Annotated in this window: 14 protein-coding genes; 6 read left to right on the top strand and 8 right to left on the bottom strand. The window is 57.6% G+C overall.

Annotated elements, in window-relative coordinates; translation table 11 throughout:
• Nucleotides 1-42 precede the first annotated feature (42 nt).
• The 3 genes from adk to GVJ63_RS17245 all read left to right on the top strand — a co-directional run bounded on the left by adk (nt 43) and on the right by GVJ63_RS17245 (nt 3,120).
• On the top strand, nt 43-687 hold the full coding sequence (gene adk, locus GVJ63_RS17235) for an adenylate kinase (protein ID WP_122889127.1): 645 nt from the start codon (nt 43-45) through the stop codon (nt 685-687).
• Nucleotides 688-800: 113 nt separating this feature from the next.
• Nucleotides 801-1,760, top strand: a complete 960-nt coding sequence (gene hemH, locus GVJ63_RS17240; RefSeq protein ID WP_060679599.1) for a ferrochelatase — start codon at nt 801-803, stop codon at nt 1,758-1,760.
• 58 nt (nt 1,761-1,818) lie between these two features.
• Nucleotides 1,819-3,120, top strand: a complete 1,302-nt coding sequence (locus GVJ63_RS17245) for an inosine/guanosine kinase (RefSeq protein ID WP_010255936.1) — start codon at nt 1,819-1,821, stop codon at nt 3,118-3,120.
• 515 nt (nt 3,121-3,635) lie between these two features.
• On the opposite strand, the gene ybaL is transcribed toward GVJ63_RS17245, so the two are convergent.
• Nucleotides 3,636-5,330, bottom strand: coding sequence for a YbaL family putative K(+) efflux transporter (gene ybaL / locus GVJ63_RS17250; protein WP_159227159.1), 1,695 nt, complete (start codon nt 5,328-5,330; stop codon nt 3,636-3,638).
• Nucleotides 5,331-5,860: 530 nt separating this feature from the next.
• On the opposite strand from ybaL, the gene ushA reads away from it, so the two are divergent.
• Complete coding sequence (gene ushA / locus GVJ63_RS17255; RefSeq protein ID WP_159227160.1) at nt 5,861-7,627, top strand: bifunctional UDP-sugar hydrolase/5'-nucleotidase UshA; 1,767 nt, start codon at nt 5,861-5,863, stop codon at nt 7,625-7,627.
• A 34-nt stretch (nt 7,628-7,661) separates the two neighbouring features.
• Here ushA and GVJ63_RS17260 read toward each other — a convergent pair whose 3' ends face one another.
• A complete protein-coding gene (locus GVJ63_RS17260) occupies nt 7,662-8,093 on the bottom strand; it encodes a multidrug/biocide efflux PACE transporter (RefSeq protein ID WP_010259072.1) in 432 nt (143 codons plus the stop codon).
• Between the two features lie 89 nt (nt 8,094-8,182).
• Between GVJ63_RS17260 and GVJ63_RS17265 the strand changes: the two genes are divergently transcribed.
• A complete protein-coding gene (locus GVJ63_RS17265) occupies nt 8,183-9,052 on the top strand; it encodes a LysR family transcriptional regulator (protein ID WP_010259071.1) in 870 nt (289 codons plus the stop codon).
• On the opposite strand, the gene ybaK is transcribed toward GVJ63_RS17265, so the two are convergent.
• The 3 genes from ybaK to copA form a co-directional block, all read right to left on the bottom strand.
• Nucleotides 9,049-9,528 carry a Cys-tRNA(Pro)/Cys-tRNA(Cys) deacylase YbaK gene (gene ybaK / locus GVJ63_RS17270; protein ID WP_010259070.1) on the bottom strand — a complete coding sequence of 160 codons (480 nt, stop codon included), beginning with the start codon at nt 9,526-9,528 and terminating at the stop codon, nt 9,049-9,051. The genes GVJ63_RS17265 and ybaK overlap by 4 nt on opposite strands.
• Before the next feature lie 174 nt (nt 9,529-9,702).
• The gene (locus tag GVJ63_RS17275) at nt 9,703-10,506 is read right to left on the bottom strand and encodes a TraB/GumN family protein (protein ID WP_010259069.1); all 804 of its coding nucleotides are present in this window, start codon (nt 10,504-10,506) and stop codon (nt 9,703-9,705) included.
• Between the two features lie 71 nt (nt 10,507-10,577).
• Nucleotides 10,578-13,091 carry a copper-exporting P-type ATPase CopA gene (gene copA / locus GVJ63_RS17280; protein ID WP_159227161.1) on the bottom strand — a complete coding sequence of 838 codons (2,514 nt, stop codon included), beginning with the start codon at nt 13,089-13,091 and terminating at the stop codon, nt 10,578-10,580.
• A gap of 97 nt (nt 13,092-13,188) precedes the next feature.
• On the opposite strand from copA, the gene cueR reads away from it, so the two are divergent.
• Complete coding sequence (cueR, locus tag GVJ63_RS17285) at nt 13,189-13,593, top strand: Cu(I)-responsive transcriptional regulator (RefSeq protein WP_010259067.1); 405 nt, start codon at nt 13,189-13,191, stop codon at nt 13,591-13,593.
• Here the strand turns inward: cueR and GVJ63_RS17290 are convergent.
• The 3 genes from GVJ63_RS17290 to GVJ63_RS17300 are packed head-to-tail and all read right to left on the bottom strand — an operon-like array spanning nt 13,581 to nt 15,857.
• Nucleotides 13,581-14,027, bottom strand: coding sequence for an NfeD family protein (locus GVJ63_RS17290; protein WP_010671234.1), 447 nt, complete (start codon nt 14,025-14,027; stop codon nt 13,581-13,583). The two genes, cueR and GVJ63_RS17290, sit on opposite strands and share 13 nt — an antisense overlap.
• Complete coding sequence (locus GVJ63_RS17295; RefSeq protein ID WP_010259065.1) at nt 14,027-14,941, bottom strand: SPFH domain-containing protein; 915 nt, start codon at nt 14,939-14,941, stop codon at nt 14,027-14,029. Before GVJ63_RS17295 ends, GVJ63_RS17290 begins: the two co-directional genes overlap by 1 nt.
• A 58-nt stretch (nt 14,942-14,999) precedes the next feature.
• Nucleotides 15,000-15,857: a co-chaperone YbbN gene (locus GVJ63_RS17300; protein WP_022626096.1), complete on the bottom strand. Its 858-nt coding sequence runs from the start codon at nt 15,855-15,857 to the stop codon at nt 15,000-15,002.
• Nucleotides 15,858-15,865 lie beyond the last annotated feature (8 nt).

Below are 15,865 nucleotides of genomic sequence, written 5' to 3' on the forward strand. Positions count from 1 at the left end.
CTTCTAAGATAGATCAATGCGATTCGCAAGGGGATTTACGCAATGCGTATTATTCTGCTCGGAGCTCCGGGCGCAGGTAAGGGGACTCAGGCCCAATTCATCATGGAGAAGTATGGCATTCCGCAAATCTCCACCGGCGACATGTTGCGTGCAGCAGTAAAAGCAGGCAGCGAGCTGGGCAACCAGGCGAAAGCCATCATGGATGCTGGCAAACTGGTGACCGATGAGCTGGTGATTGCGCTGGTCAAAGAGCGTATCACCCAGGAAGACTGCAAAAACGGTTTCCTGCTGGACGGTTTCCCGCGCACCATTCCTCAGGCAGATGCAATGAAAGAGGCCGGGATCACCGTTGATCACGTGCTGGAGTTCGCCGTACCGGATGAACTGATCGTTGAGCGTATCGTGGGCCGTCGCGTTCACACGCCATCAGGCCGCGTTTATCACGTCACTTTTAATCCACCGAAAGTGGAAGGCAAAGATGATGTGACCGGCGAAGAGCTGACCATGCGTAAAGACGATCAGGAAGAGACCGTGCGTAAGCGCCTGGTGGAATATCATCAGATGACCGCGCCGCTGATTGCTTACTACAGCAAAGAAGCGGAAGTGGGCAACACTGCCTATCACAAAATCGACGGCACCCGTAAGGTGACCGAAGTCAGTGCCGAGCTGGCTAAGATCCTGGGCTAAGTTCACAGGGGCCGGTATTACTGGCCCCTTTTGCAGTAATCGCTTTTACCTCCCACTAATTCCGCTACAATTTCCCCGTTTTCACGCATCCCCGTTGTTATCAAGGAACTCAAATGAGGCAAGATAAGGCCGGCGTGTTATTGGTTAATTTAGGTACGCCAGACGCGCCCACCACACCTGCAGTTAAACGCTATCTGAAACAGTTTTTAAGCGATCCGCGCGTGGTCGATGCGCCGCGCTGGCTCTGGTGGCCGGTTCTCAATGCCGTTATTCTGCCGTTTCGCTCGCCGCGCGTCTCTAAGCTCTACGCATCGGTCTGGATGGAAGGCGGTTCACCGCTGCTGGTTTACAGCATGCGTCAGCGCGATGCGCTGGCGGCACGGGTCGATATGCCCGTCGAGGTGGGCATGAGCTACGGTAATCCAAGCCTGAAAAGCGCGGTTGATAAGCTAATGGCGCAGGGCGTGACCCGCCTGATTGTGCTGCCGCTCTATCCGCAATTCTCCTGCTCCACCGTGGCGGCAGTGTGGGACGGCCTGACCGCGGTATTCAAAGATTACCGCTCGCTGCCTGATGTGCAGTTTATCCGCGACTACGCCGAACATCCGGCCTATATCGCCGCGCTGAAAGCGACGGTGGAGCGATCCTTTGAGCGGCACGGTCAGCCCGATCTGCTGGTGTTATCCTTCCACGGCATTCCGCAGCGTTTTGCTAACGAAGGCGATGACTACCCGCAGCGCTGTGCGGATACCACGGCGGCCCTGGTCAAAGCGCTGGGCCTGCGTGATGATCAGTATATGATGACCTTCCAGTCGCGTTTTGGTCGTGAGCCGTGGCTGATGCCCTACACCGATAAAACCATGGAAAGCCTGCCCGCTAAAGGGATCAAACATGTTCAGGTGATGAGCCCGGGCTTCTCGTCAGACTGCCTGGAGACGCTGGAAGAGATCAGTGGTGAAAACTGCGAAATCTTTATGCATGCCGGGGGTGAGAAGTTTGAGTATATCCCTGCGCTGAATGCCGATGAGGCGCATATCGACATGATGGTGCAACTGGTCGACGCACGCCGTTAAAGCGCAGGCGGAGAGTGTGATATCATTCTCCGCCTGTTTTTCCAGACGGCACCTCCCGATGAAATTTCCCGGCAAACGCAAATCCAAACACTACTTTCCCGTCAGCGCACGCGACCCCCTGTTACAGCCCGCCCAGCACGACGTTGATGCAGGCAGCTGGGTAGTGGGTATCGACCAGACGCTGGTGGATATCGAAGCCAAAGTCGATGACGCTTTTCTCGCACGTTATGGCCTGAGTGCCGGGCACTCGCTGGTTATCGATAATGCCGTCGCGGAAGCGTTGTACAACGAGCTGATGCAGGAAGCGCTGATCACCCATCAGTTTGCTGGTGGCACCATCGGTAACACGCTGCATAATTTCTCGGTGCTGGCCGATGACCGCTCCGTGCTGCTGGGCGTCATGTGCAATAACATCCAGATTGGCGGCTACGCCTATCGCTATCTCTGTAACACCTCAAGCCGGGTCGATCTTAACTATCTGCAGGGCGTGGATGGCGCCATTGGACGCTGCTTTACGCTGATTGGCGAACATGGCGAGCGAACCTTTGCTATCAGCCCCGGCCAGATGAACCAGCTGCATCCGGATAACGTACCGGAAGAGGTGATCGCCGGAGCCTCTGCGCTGGTACTGACCTCCTATCTGGTGCGCTGTGCCGAAGGTGAACCGATGCCTCAGGCAACGTTACGGGCGATTGAGTATGCCAAACGCCACAACGTGCCGGTGGTGCTGACGCTGGGCACCAAACATGTGATTGGCGACAATCCTCAGTTCTGGCGCGATTTCCTGCGCGAGCATGTCAGCATCGTGGCGATGAATGAAGAGGAAGCGCTGGCGCTGACCGGCGAAAGCGATCCGCTGCTCGCCGCCAATATGGCGCTGGACTGGGTCGATCTGGTGCTGTGTACTGCTGGCCCGATTGGGCTCTATATGGCGGGTTACACCGAAGAAGAGTTCAAACGCAAAACCAACCATCCGCTGCTGCCTGGCGCGATTGCTGAATTCAACCAGTATGAGTTCAGCCGGGTGATGCGCCAGCAGGATTGCCAGCAGCCGCTGCGCATTTTCTCGCACATCGCGCCTTATATGGGCGGACCGGAAAAGATCATGAACACCAACGGCGCCGGAGATGGTGCGCTGGCGGCGTTACTGCATGACATCACCGCCAACAACTATCACAGCCTGAATGTGCCAAACTCCAGCAAACATGCGCGTCCTTACCTGACCTACTCATCGCTGGCGCAGGTATGTAAATATGCCAACCGCGTCAGCTACCAGGTGCTGAATCAGCATTCGCCGCGTCTGACCCGCGGCCTGCCGGAGCGGGAAGACAGTCTGGAAGAGTCTTACTGGGATCGGTAAAGCTGGCAGCTGCCGCGCATAAAAAAGCCCTTCTGAAGAGAAGGGCCTTAGAAGACTGGCAATGTCTGGCTCGGTTAGCGATGAGATCGAGCCTGCTCAGGGAACACGGTCAGATCGGAAAGTCGGTTAAGCCATCCATGGCCGCTCGGCCCGCACGACTACGCACCTCATCCCTGAGGTGCGCCCGTCGCCGGGCCAACGCATTGCGTTGTTCAAAAACGCTCCCGGCGTTTTTAGTACGCACCTCATCCCTGAGGTGCGCCCATAGCCGGGCCAACGCTTTGCGTTGTTCAAAAACGCTCCCGGCGTTTTTAGTACGCACCTCATCCCTGAGGTGCGCCCGTAGCCGGGCCAACGCATTGCGTTGTTCAAAAACGCTCCCGGCGTTTTTGTCCCGGTCGGCGGGACGCTTTCCTCTTCTGCCCGTGTTCCCTGCGTGTTGAGTTTATTCGTTGCGGTAAAATTCAACCTGATTTTGATAGATCAGTAGCCTGCCAGGTTTTGCTTAACACGAATCAGCGCACGACATCGCAGGGCTGTAAATCTTCGCCCTGGGTCATCTCATCCTGCAGGATTTGCAGCATACTGCTGGCGATCTCACGTTCGCCCATCACCACACGGGTGGCACCCCGTTCCATGATGTACTCGACTTCATCGTCATAGTGGGCGCGGGCGATAATCTCGATATTCTGATGTTTTTCACGCGCGGCGGTGACCACTTCACCCGCTTCATAGCCATTCGGAATAGTCAGTAACAGCCAGCGGGCGCAGTCGAGTCGGGCCAGTTCCATGGTGTCAGCGCGGGCTGCATTACCCAGCACCGCCTTAATACCGCGCTCGCGCAGCGCTTCAACACGGGCGCGGGAGTTTTCAACTACCACCAGCGGAACATTGGCCTCAAGCAGCTTCTGACCAATCAGACTGCCCACCCGGCCGTAACCTACAATTACCGCGTGATTGCAGAAATCCACCGGGATCTGCTTCTCTTCTTCAATCGCCTCTTCCAGCGTCTGCTCTTCCATCGTCTCCGTTTTCGCCAGGAAACGCTCCAGCAGGGTAAACAGGATCGGATTAAGCATAATCGACAGGATGGCGGCGGCCAGCACCAGGTTGCGGCCCTCGTCAGTCAGCAGGCCCAGCGAGATACCCAGACCGGCCAGAATAAAGGCGAATTCACCAATCTGCGCCAGACTGACCGAAATGGTCAACGCCGTACGACGTGAATGGCCGAGCAGCGACACCAGCAGCCAGGCGGCGACCGATTTACCCACCACAATAATCACCAGCGCGCCCAGCACTGCCAGCGGCTGCGTCACCAGAATCGACGGGTCAAACAGCATGCCGACCGAGACAAAGAACAGCACGGCAAAGGCATCACGCAGCGGCAGCGTATCGCGCGCGGCGCGGTGGCTCAGTTCCGATTCGTTCAGCACCATACCGGCAAAGAAAGCGCCCAGCGCAAACGAAACATCAAAGAATTCAACAGCACCAAAGGCGATGCCCAGCGCCAGCGCTAATACCGCCAGAGTAAACAGCTCACGCGAGCCGGTGGCGGCGCTGCGGGCGAGGATCCAGGGGACGGCACGCCGTCCCACCACCATCATCAGCACCATAAAGGCGGCGACTTTGCCGATGGTCCACAGCAGGTCCCAGACCAGCAGTCCGGCGCTGGCGTTGCCCTGTTCCATCATGCCGGCAATCGCAGGCAGCAGCACCAGCGTCAGCACCATCACCAGATCTTCAACAATCAGCCAGCCAATCGCAATCTGCCCGCGCTGGCTATCGATCAGTTGCCGCTCTTCAAGCGCGCGCAGTAACACCACGGTACTGGCGGTAGAGAGGCAGAGACCAAACACCAGGCCGGTCATCCACGACCATCCCATTGTCCACGATAAGCCCATTCCCAGTAACGTCGCGACCGCGATCTGTGCGATGGCACCGGGAATGGCTATCGACTTTACCGACATGAGATCTTTCATTGAGAAGTGCAGGCCGACACCAAACATCAGCAGAATCACGCCGAGTTCTGCCAGTTCAGGAGCCAGATTGGTATCGGCAACAAAGCCGGGAGTAAAAGGTCCAGCCAGCACGCCTGCCATCAGGTAGCCAACCAGGGGCGAAATACGCAGGCGGTTCGCCAGCATCCCAAGGAGAAATGCCAGAACCAGTGCTCCGACAATGGTAGTGATCAACGGTGTGGTGTGATGCATGCCTGTCTCCTTGTATACAAATGTATCCGCTTGTAACAAATGAGTTTAAAACAAAATCTATTCTTTCGCTGAGCAATTTGCGGGAATACCCTAAAAAAGCAGGAAAAAAAGTCAAATGCACAATCGAAAGGGTGTTTTTGTTCATTATCCATAATATTGGCTGATTTGACGGTTTAAAGCGGTCCGGGTAAATAAAAATTAGCATCCCTAAATGCCGTGGGTATGACACAAATAAGGGTTAAATGCGCGCACAGACAGGGTAAAGCCCGTCAGCGGCACTTTTGCAGGGGTAAACAACTGGTTAACATCAGGCCTGGCTACCCGTTCTGGCTTATCCGGAACAAACCAGTCTGACGCGGGCGCGGCCTTGCGGCTATTGTCATGCTCAGCAAAAGCGGTCCGGAGATAAAAAGAGCGGCATACAGAGACAGGCGAATGTGCGTTGGCCTTGAGTTCGCCGGGGGAATGTGCGACACAGTGGGGCAAACCGGCAGAAAATCGGGCCAGACGGCAAATTAAGGAGAATCACAGTGTTGTTATCTAAATGGACAGGGGCGGGCGTGGCACTACTGGTGGCCCTGATGCCGCTGTTTTCACAGGCCGCCCAGGCCGATCGCACCTATCGTTTCAGCCTGCTGCACACCAACGATGAGCATGGTCATTTCTGGTTTACTGAGCAGGGTGAATATGGTCTGGCGGCGCAGAAAACCTTAATGGATACGATGCGCTACGATGTGCAGTCCAGAGGCGGCGGCGCATTGATTCTCTCTGCCGGTGATGTGAACACGGGCGTACCGGAGTCCGATGAGCTGGACGCTGAACCCGATTTTCGCGCGATGAACCTGATTGGCTATGATGCCATGGCGCTGGGCAACCATGAGTTCGACAAGCCCATCGCGGTCCTGCGCAAGCAGGAGAAGTGGGCACGATTCCCGCTGCTCGCCGCTAACGTTTATCAGAAAAGTACCGGTCAGCGCCTGTTTAAGCCCTGGGCGGTATTCAATCGTCTCGGGCTGAAAATTGCGGTGGTCGGGCTGATCACCCCGGATACGGCGAAACTGGCCAATCCGGCGGGTCTGACAGATACCGAATTCCGCGATCCGATTGCGGAGGCGGAGAAGGCGGTTGCCGAACTGCGCGCCACAGAGAAGCCGGACGTGATTGTCGCGCTGACCCACCTTGGTCACTATGACGACGGTAAGCATGGCAGCAATGGCATTGATGACGTAACCCTGGCGCGCAGCCTGCCTGCCGGCACCATCGATCTGATTGTGGGTGGTCATTCGCATGATGCGGTCTGCATGGAAAAAGAGAACGTCAGCGTCAAAAATTATCAGCCGGGCCAGCCCTGCAAACCCGATCAGCAGAACGGGATCTGGATTATGCAGGCGGATAAATGGGGCAAATATGTCGGACGTGGTGACTTCACCTTCCGTAACGGGCAGGTGACGCTGGAGGCTTATCAGCTGGTGCCGGTCAACCTTAAACATCAGATAAAGAACGCGGATGGCAGCGAAACCTGGCTCACCTGGCAGGAAGAGATCCCGAAAAACACCGCCATGATGAAACTGCTGATGCCATTCCAGAAACGGGCTGAGGCGAAGTTAACCGTGAATATCGGCAGCGCCGACGGCAACTTCAGCGGTGAAAAAGAGCAGGTTCGCTTTGAGCAGACGAATCTCGGCCAGCTGATTCTGCGCGCCCAGATGGCGCACACCAAAGCCGATTTTGCGGTGATGAGCGGTGGCGGTATTCGCACCTCGCTGAAATCGGGCAAGCTGAGCTGGCGTGACCTGCTGCAGGTCCAGCCGTTTGGCAATCAGGTGGTCTCGGTCAGCCTGACCGGGGCGGAGATCAAAAAATATCTGGATGTGGTCGCTAATATTCAGCCTGACTCAGGCGGCTACGCCCAGTTTGCCGGTATCAGCCTGACCGCAGACGGTAAACATGTCAGCGACGTCAGCATTAACGGTAAACCGCTGCAGGATGCGCTGCATTATCGCATGGCAACCAACAGCTTCAATGCGGCTGGCGGCGACGGTTATCCGCGTCTGGATAATCATGCGGGTTATCTCAACAGCGGGGCAGTCGATGCGCAGGTGTTGCGTGACTGGATCAAGACGCACTCGCCGGTCAAAGCCAGCGACTATCAGCCGAAAGGGCAGATTGTGCATCTGACCGATGAGCAGATCCGGGCGCGGGATGAAGCTGCGGAAAAAGCGCGGAAGCGTAACTATCCAAAAATGATCCTGGCGTGGATCTGGCCGTGGGGGAATGAAACAGCCGCCGCGCATTGAACTGACCGGGAGGCGCTTGCGCCTCCCGTTTTTCTTACGCCCGGCAGGCGTGACGTCTGATCCAGCGCTCGCGCAGTTTGTCCCACACCCAGTTGTAGGACATGGTGTAGGGCAGGAAGAAGAGGAAAAAAGCCACTTCGACCAGGAAAGCCTGACCCAGAGAGATATCCAGCATCCAGGCGGCAATGGGCAGACCAATCAGGATAAATCCGCCTTCAAATCCCAGCGCATGTAATACACGCACGCCCGGGCCACGTTTCTGGCCTGGCGCATAGAGGCGATCAAATCCGCTGTTGTAAATCATGTTCCATAGCATCGCGACCGTAGAGAGCATAATCGCCAGCGATCCCATCTGAAACAGCGGTTTATTCATTGCCCATGCCGCCAGCGGCGAAACGGTCAGAATCGCCAGCGTTTCAAAGCAGACAGCATGAAGAATACGTTCTTTAAGTGAGCGGGTACGCATTGTGAGTTCTCCTTCAATAATGCGGCGCATTTTCACACGTCGGAATGCTAAGATAAAATGAACACCTATCGAAAAAAGCGATGGTTCAGATGCGTTACTCCCCGGAATCCCTTGAGGCTTTTATGCAGACTGTGGCGAGCGGCTCTTTCTCTGCCGCTGCACGCGCGCTGGGTAAAAGTCAGTCGACCATCAGCGCGGCGGTAGCCAGTCTTGAAGACGATCTCGGCTTTGCGCTGTTTGAACGGGCAGGTCGGCAGCCGGTCCTCACCGAGCAGGGACGCCGCGTTATTCCTCAGGTTCAGCAGATCCTGGCGGCCAGCGAGCGGCTGGATGCGCTGGCAATACGGTTGTCGCAGGGCGTTGAACCCCGGCTCAGTTTTGCCATGTCAGACTTCTGGCAAACCGATCATCACGAGCATCTGCTCAGGCAATTTGATGCCCGTTATCCGGAGATTGAACTGGAGGTCATGATTGCCGAGGATGGTGATGTGCTGGATCTGCTGCAGGCCGGACGGGTACATCTGGGCGTGGTGCGGGCACAGCCCAATCTGCCGGTGGATATTGCCGTGGCGCGACTGCAGGTGGAAGCGCAGATGGCGGTCTTTTTACATCGCGATCATGCGCTGGCCCAGCTTAAGACCCTGAGCGAGAGCGAGCTGGAAGGGGTTCGTCACCTGCGATTAAATACCTGGGTTGAGGCATCTGAACCCGCGCCAATGGGGCGCATCTGGTCGGCACCGACCTATCTGTTACTGCTGGAGATGGCGGAGCAGGGATTTGGCTGGACGATTCTGCCGCGCTGGCTGGTGAAACAGTTTGGTCATGGCGTTCTGAAAGAGTTGTCGATGCCGGGCTGGCCGCAGCATATCGCCATTGAGGTGGTCTGGTCACGCCGTACGCCGCCCGGTCCGGCGGGTCGCTGGATGATCGATCAGCTCTGCGCCCAGCCTCGGGTTTAGTCGTGGCGGGCGATATCCGCAAACGGAGCGTCCAGCAGTCGTGAAAGATCCCGGGGAGCCAGTTCGATATCCAGTCCACGCTTGCCGCCTGAGATAAACATGGCGTCAAACGCGCTGGCTGAGTGGTCGATCACCGTAGGCAGCCGTTTTTTCTGGCCCAGCGGACTGATGCCGCCCACCAGATAGCCCGTGACCCTCTGCGCCAGCTGTGGGTCGGCCATATCCGCTTTCTTCGCGCCCAGCGCTTTTGCCACTTTCTTGAGATCCAGTTGCGTAGATACCGGCGTAATCGCCACTGCCAGCTGTTTCGCCTCGCCATTCAGCGCCACCAGCAGCGTCTTATAGACCTGGCGCGCATCCAGATTGAGTTTACGTACCGCTTCGTCACCAAAATGGGTTTCGCTGCTGTCATGCTCATAGGGATGCAGGGTGAAGCTGACTTTTTGTTTTTCCAGCAATTTTACGGCGGGCGTCATACAGGTTCCTTACTAAGAATAATCTTATTACGCAGAATCGTGGAAAAAGGTGGCGAAACTTTGTTCTTTGAGTGAAAATTAGCCGCGCGCCAGCAATCTGAATGCTGAGCGATAACCAAAATCATAAACAAATTCCTCTTTGACGGGCCGATAATATTATCGGCTCTCTTTTTTTCAGGGCTTCTTCAGCATCTCAGGCAGGTTATCTTCGCCGTAGAGATGCAGAGCACCGACCGCTACCACATAGTTTCCTGCTGATAATCCCTGAAGCCGGTCACACCACTGCGCATTTCGCTGACCGATCAACGTATCATTCAGCGCCTGGCTGAAGGTGGCGGGCAGGGTGATTTCCGGCTGGCGTGGCGGCGTATCGAGCCACCAGCTCACCATCATCTGCAGCAGGCGCGCATTGGTGTGCCAGTGCAGCAGCGTATCCTGCAATAACGCCATGCCGTCATCCGGCAGCGCAGTCAGCAGGGCGATCTGCGCCTCTGCGCCTTCCAGTTCAATCACCGGTTTGTTCAGACCTTTCGCGGCCTGCAACAGCTGATAATCGATGCCGTAGTCAGGTCGCAATCCCAGCCTTTGTGCCTGCTGCGCCTGTAACATCAGCGCCACCTGCCAGGCGGGCAGATTATCAAACAGGCTCAGATTGAGGCTCATCTCCTGACAGAGTGCGGTGAGCGTCTGCATCGCGTGGCTATCCAGCCGGGTGGAGAGCGCGGGACGATCGCCGTGGTGATCAAAGGGTGAACCACCCTGCGTAATATCCGCTTCCACAATCAGTGCATCCGCCTGCTGCAACTGACGCAGCAGACGGGCGGGCAACGGCTGCATGTCGCGCGTCCCCATGTGGATGCTGCCGACCAGATGCAGCTGACGATCGCCAAGCCGGACATCCATCGCAGGCCAGCGGTAACTGGCGGGAAAAAGTTGGCTGATAAAGCCGCGCAGTGAGCGCCAGATGTTGCCTGTCATTCCCGGTCCTTTGCGATTCAAAACCCCATGCTAGCGACTTCAGCGCGCGAAAAACAGCGCTGAAACGGCGATTACTCGCGCGGTGGCCGGTAACGCAGCAGGCGGTTAGCATTGCTGACCACGGTAATGGAGGAGAGCGCCATCGCTGCACCCGCCACAATCGGGCTGAGCAGGGTACCGGTCAGCGGATAGAGCACACCCGCTGCCACCGGAATGCCGATGCTGTTATAGATAAATGCCCCAAACAGGTTCTGCCGGATATTGCGCAGCGTCGCGGAAGAGAGCGCTAACGCGTCTGCCACGCTGTTCAGGTCGGCACGCATCAACGTAATGCCCGCGGTTTCCACCGCCACATCGCTGCCGCCACCCATGGCAATGCCCACATCGGCCTGCGCCAGTGCGGGCGCGTCATTGATGCCATCGCCCACCATCGCGACGCGACGGCCCTGCTGCTGTAAGTGTTCAATTGCGGCCGCTTTGCCTTCCGGCATCACGCCCGCAATCACTTCATCAATACCGACCTCGGCAGCAATGGCGCGCGCGGTATTTTCATGGTCGCCGGTCAGCATAATCAGGCGAAAACCCTGCTGATGCAGTCGCTTCAGGGCTGCGCCGCTTTCCGGCCGAAGCTGATCGCGCAGCGCGATAAGCCCGGTTAGCTGGCCCTGCTCAGCCAGTAACACCGGCGTTGCACCCTGTTGCGTCAGCCGCGCAATCTCTGCTTCCGCCGCCTGGTAATCGACGCCGTTATCCTGCATCAGCGCGGCATTACCCAGCAGCAGCGTTCTGCCATCCAGACTACCGCTGACCCCTTTGCCGCGTATTGTACGAAATTGCGCTAACAGAGGCGGCTGGGTCAGTTTCGCTTCGGCGACAATCGCTTTCGCCAGCGGATGACCCGAGGCGAACTCCAGCGCAGCCGCGGTCGCTAATACTGATTCACGGGTGGCATCACCCCAGACCTGCACGTCACTGACCTGCGGCTTGCCGGCAGTGAGTGTGCCGGTTTTATCAAACACCAGGGTGTCGATTTGGCTGGCGCGCTGCAAGGCATCGGCGTCGCGCACCAGCACCCCCAGCTCGGCGGCGCGGCCAACACCGGCAATAATCGACATCGGCGTCGCCAGGCCCAGCGCACAAGGACAGGCGATAATCAGCACGGTTGTCGCGATCACCAGCATGTAGGCAATTTGTGGCTGCGGTCCGAACAGATACCACACTGCGCCGCTGAGCAGTGCGATCAACACCACCACCGGGACAAAAACGGCGGAGATGCGATCCGCCAGACGGCCCACATCCGGTTTACTGCTCTGCGCCTGACGCACCAGCCGGATAATGCGCGACAGGGTGGTGTGATTACCCGTCGCCCGGGCGATAAATTCTACCGAGCCATCCTGCACCAGGGTGCCGGCAAAGATGGCTGCGCCCGGGGTCTTGCTTTGCGGCACCGCCTCGCCGGTCAGCATCGCTTCATCAAACCAGGCTTCACCCGTGGTGATTTCGCCATCAACCGGCACCCGATCGCCGGTGACCAGGCGCAGCGTCATGCCGGGCTGCACTTCGCTGACCGGAATCAGCCTGTCGCCCTGTTGATCGACCTGCCGCGCCTGGGCTGGCGTCAGATCCAGCAATCTTTCCAGCGCTTTAGAAGATCGCTGGCGCGCCCGCTGCTCCAGGGCATGCCCCAGATTGATCAGGCCCAGGATCATGACGCTGGCTTCGAAATAGAGATGGCGCGCCTGCGGCGGGAAAAAGTCGGGCCACAGCACCACGCTAAAGGAGTAAATCCAGGCGGCGCCTGTGCCGAGTGCCACCAGCGTATCCATGGTGGCGCTGCCATTGCGTAAACTGCGCCAGGCACTGCGATAAAAATGGCTGCCGGTGACGATCATGATCAGCAGAGTCACGATGCCCAGCGTCAGCCAGACGCCGTGGTTGTGGTCGGTGAGCATCATGTTGTCGCCCACCATGCCCCAGATCATCAGCGGCAGGCCAAATGCTAGGGCGACAGCAGCCTGCCAGCTGAAACGCCGCATCGCGCTGCGGGCGCTGAGCTGCTGCTTCTCACGTCGCTCCTGCTCGTCATCCACCACCTGTGCGCCGTAACCCGCGGCATCGACGGCCGCTACCAGCTGCTGCGGATCAGCGTCGCCCAGCACCAGCGCACTGCGTTCGCCGAGATTGACGCGCGCCTGGCTGACGCCTGCGACCTGCTGCAGCGCTTTTTCCACCCGGCTCACGCAACTGGCGCAGGTCATGCCCTCAATCAGCAGCATATGGGTGGGGAGGGTAGTTTCTGCCGGACGGGAAGCAGTCTCCGTTGTCAGCGCCTCCGGCGGCGGCTCTGATGCTGTCAACGGTTCAGACTTTGGGGAAGCGTCCGCGGTTTTCAGCGTCGCGTGATAACCCGCCTGCTCCACGGTGGCGATTAGCGCGGCCGCATCTGCGTGACCGGAAACCTGCGCTTCCTGTTGAGTCACGTCGGCCTGGTCAACATCATCGCGTTGTTCCAGTGCCTCTTTGACACGTTTGACACAGTGGCCGCAGGACAAGCCGTCCAGTGCCAGAGAAATAGTGTGTGACATAATCAACTCCTTCTGTAATCCCATTTGACCGATTGGTCATTTTCGATTCATGCTTAAGCATAAACCTTCCATCAAGGGGAAGGTCAAGGGGACGAAAATGAACATCAGCGATGTGGCAAAAAAGACCGGACTGACCAGCAAGGCGATTCGTTTTTACGAAGAGAAGGGGGTGGTGACGCCGCCGTTGCGCAGTGAAAATGGCTACCGCAGCTACAATGGACACCATCTTGAGGAGCTCAACCTGTTACGTCAGGCGCGACAGGTTGGCTTCACGCTGGATGAGTGTCGTGAGCTGGTGGCGCTGTTTAACAATCCGTCGCGCCATAGTGCCGATGTAAAAGCCCGTACCCTGCAGAAAGCGGATGAAATTGCGGCGCATATTGAAGAGCTACACGTCATGCGCGCTCGCCTGCTGGCGCTGGCAGAGGCCTGTCCCGGCGATGACGGCGCCGAATGTCCGATTATCAACAATCTGGCCGGGTGCTGCGGTCAGCGTGGCTGAATACGCAGCGTAATCCCCTCAATGCCGGTTACGACCACTGCTGTGCCCGCAGGCAGATCCTGCTCCGCCTCGACCCGCCAGCTGCTGTCCCCGATCCGCACATGGCCGGTGCGGTTATGCAGCGCGGTATCCAGCGTCAGCTGCAACCCGATCATCTGACTGCCGCGCTGGTTCAGGGCATTGGGTTTCTGACGCGCTTCACGATGGCGCATCCAGCGATACCATAAAAAGACGCAGATCAGCGTCAGCACGGCAAACAGAGAGCCCTGCGCCGTCCAGCTCACCGGCACAAACCATTCAATGAGGCCGACGATGACCGCCGCCAGCCCGCTCCAGAGCAGGTAACCGCTGGTGCCCAGCATCTCAGCCGCCAGCAGTAACCCACCCAGCGTCAGCCAGAACCAGTGCGGATGCGCGATAATATCGACCAGCATCAGCGTTTCGACTCAGTGCGTGATTCCTTCAGCAGTTCACCGATGCCCGCAATCGAACCCAGCAGACTGCTCGCCTCCAGCGGCATCATCACCACTTTGCTGTTATTAGCTTCACCGATTTTTTGCAGCGCATCGGTATATTTCTGTGCCACAAAGTAGTTAATGGCCTGAATATCACCTGATGCGATCGCTTCCGAGACCATCTTAGTGGCGTTAGCTTCCGCTTCCGCCTGACGTTCGCGCGCTTCTGCCTGCAGGAACGCCGAGGTCCGTTCACCTTCTGCTTTGAGGATTTGCGACTGCTTATCCCCTTCAGCGCGCAGGATCGCCGCCTGTCGCACACCTTCGGCTGTCAGAATATCGGCGCGTTTAGTTCGCTCCGCTTTCATCTGCGCATTCATCGCGCCAATCAGCTCCTGCGGTGGACGCACATCGCGGATCTCGATGCGGGTGATCTTGACGCCCCACGGATTGGTCGCTTCATCCACGATATGCAGCAGGCGGGTGTTGATGCTGTCGCGCTGTGACAGCATTTCGTCCAGCTCCATGCTGCCAAGCACGGTACGCATATTGGTCATGGTGAGGTTAAGAATCGCCTGCTCAAGATTGCTGACTTCATACGCGGCACGCGCGGGATCAACGACCTGAATAAAGCAGACTGCATCGATGGTGACGTTGGCATTGTCTTTGGAGATGATCTCCTGCGAGGGAATATCCAGTACCTGTTCCATCATGTTGATCTTACGACCGACACGATCCATGAACGGCACCACCAGGCTTAATCCTGGCTGCAGGGTGCGGGTATAACGGCCAAAGCGCTCAACCGTCCATTGAAAACCTTGTGGCACGATCTTGACGGTGGCCCAGACCGCCACCAGCGCCAGAATAATCAGGGCAGGAATTACAGTTATCATACAACCTCCGCGTTGTCAGATTAACGGGCCGAGTCGCTTCGGCCCGGGGTGCTGCCGCTTAGTAGAGCAGGGAATAGAGCTGACGACGATAACGCGCGGCAAGTGCATCGCCGGTACCCAGCGCCGCCAGAATCTCCTGCAGCATTTTACGCGCCTGGCCATCAGCGGCATTGAGATCGGATTTCAGGAAGCTGAACAGCAGTTCCAGCGCTTCTTCATTACGACCCACCTGATGCAGCTGTAACGAGAGTTTAGCAGCCAGCCCGGCGTTAGTCGGGTCAGCCTCCAGCTGTGATTGCAGCTGCTGAATCTCCGGCGTATCCGCTGCCTGTTTCAGCAGATCGATCTGCGCCATCAGGCTCTGATAGCGGGTATCCTGATCCTGCAATGGCACCACTTTCAGCACCGCTTCCGCTTCATCGCTGCGGTTCAGGGTAATCAGTACGTCAGCCAGCAGGAAACCGATCTCGCTGGACTGATTGCTCAGCTGCCACGCATCTTTTAACAACGGCAGCGCCTCCAGCGGTTTACCTTCCTGCATCAGCGCCATCGCCTGCTGCGCTTTCAGCTCTTCTTCGCGCGGCAGGACTTTTTCCAGCAGGGCGCGGATCGCTTCTTCCGGCTGCGGTCCCTGGAAGCCATCAACCGGCTGACCATCCTGGAACAGATAGACGGTCGGGATTGAACGCAGACCAAACTGCGACGCCACCCTTTGCTCTTTGTCGCAATCCAGTTTTGCAAGAATAAACTGACCCGCGTACTCCTGCGCCAGGCGCTCCAGCACGGGCGTCAGCTCCTGACAGTGCTGGCTGCGCTCAGACCAGAAGTAGAACAGCACCGGCAGCTGCATCGACTGCTCAAGGGTCTGCTGCAGGTTAGATTCGTTGATGTCGATGATCGAAGCTTGTGGTGACATGGATAAGT

The organism is Pantoea sp. 18059 (genome assembly GCF_902706165.1).
GTDB classification, from domain to species: Bacteria; Pseudomonadota; Gammaproteobacteria; order Enterobacterales; family Enterobacteriaceae; genus Pantoea; species Pantoea agglomerans.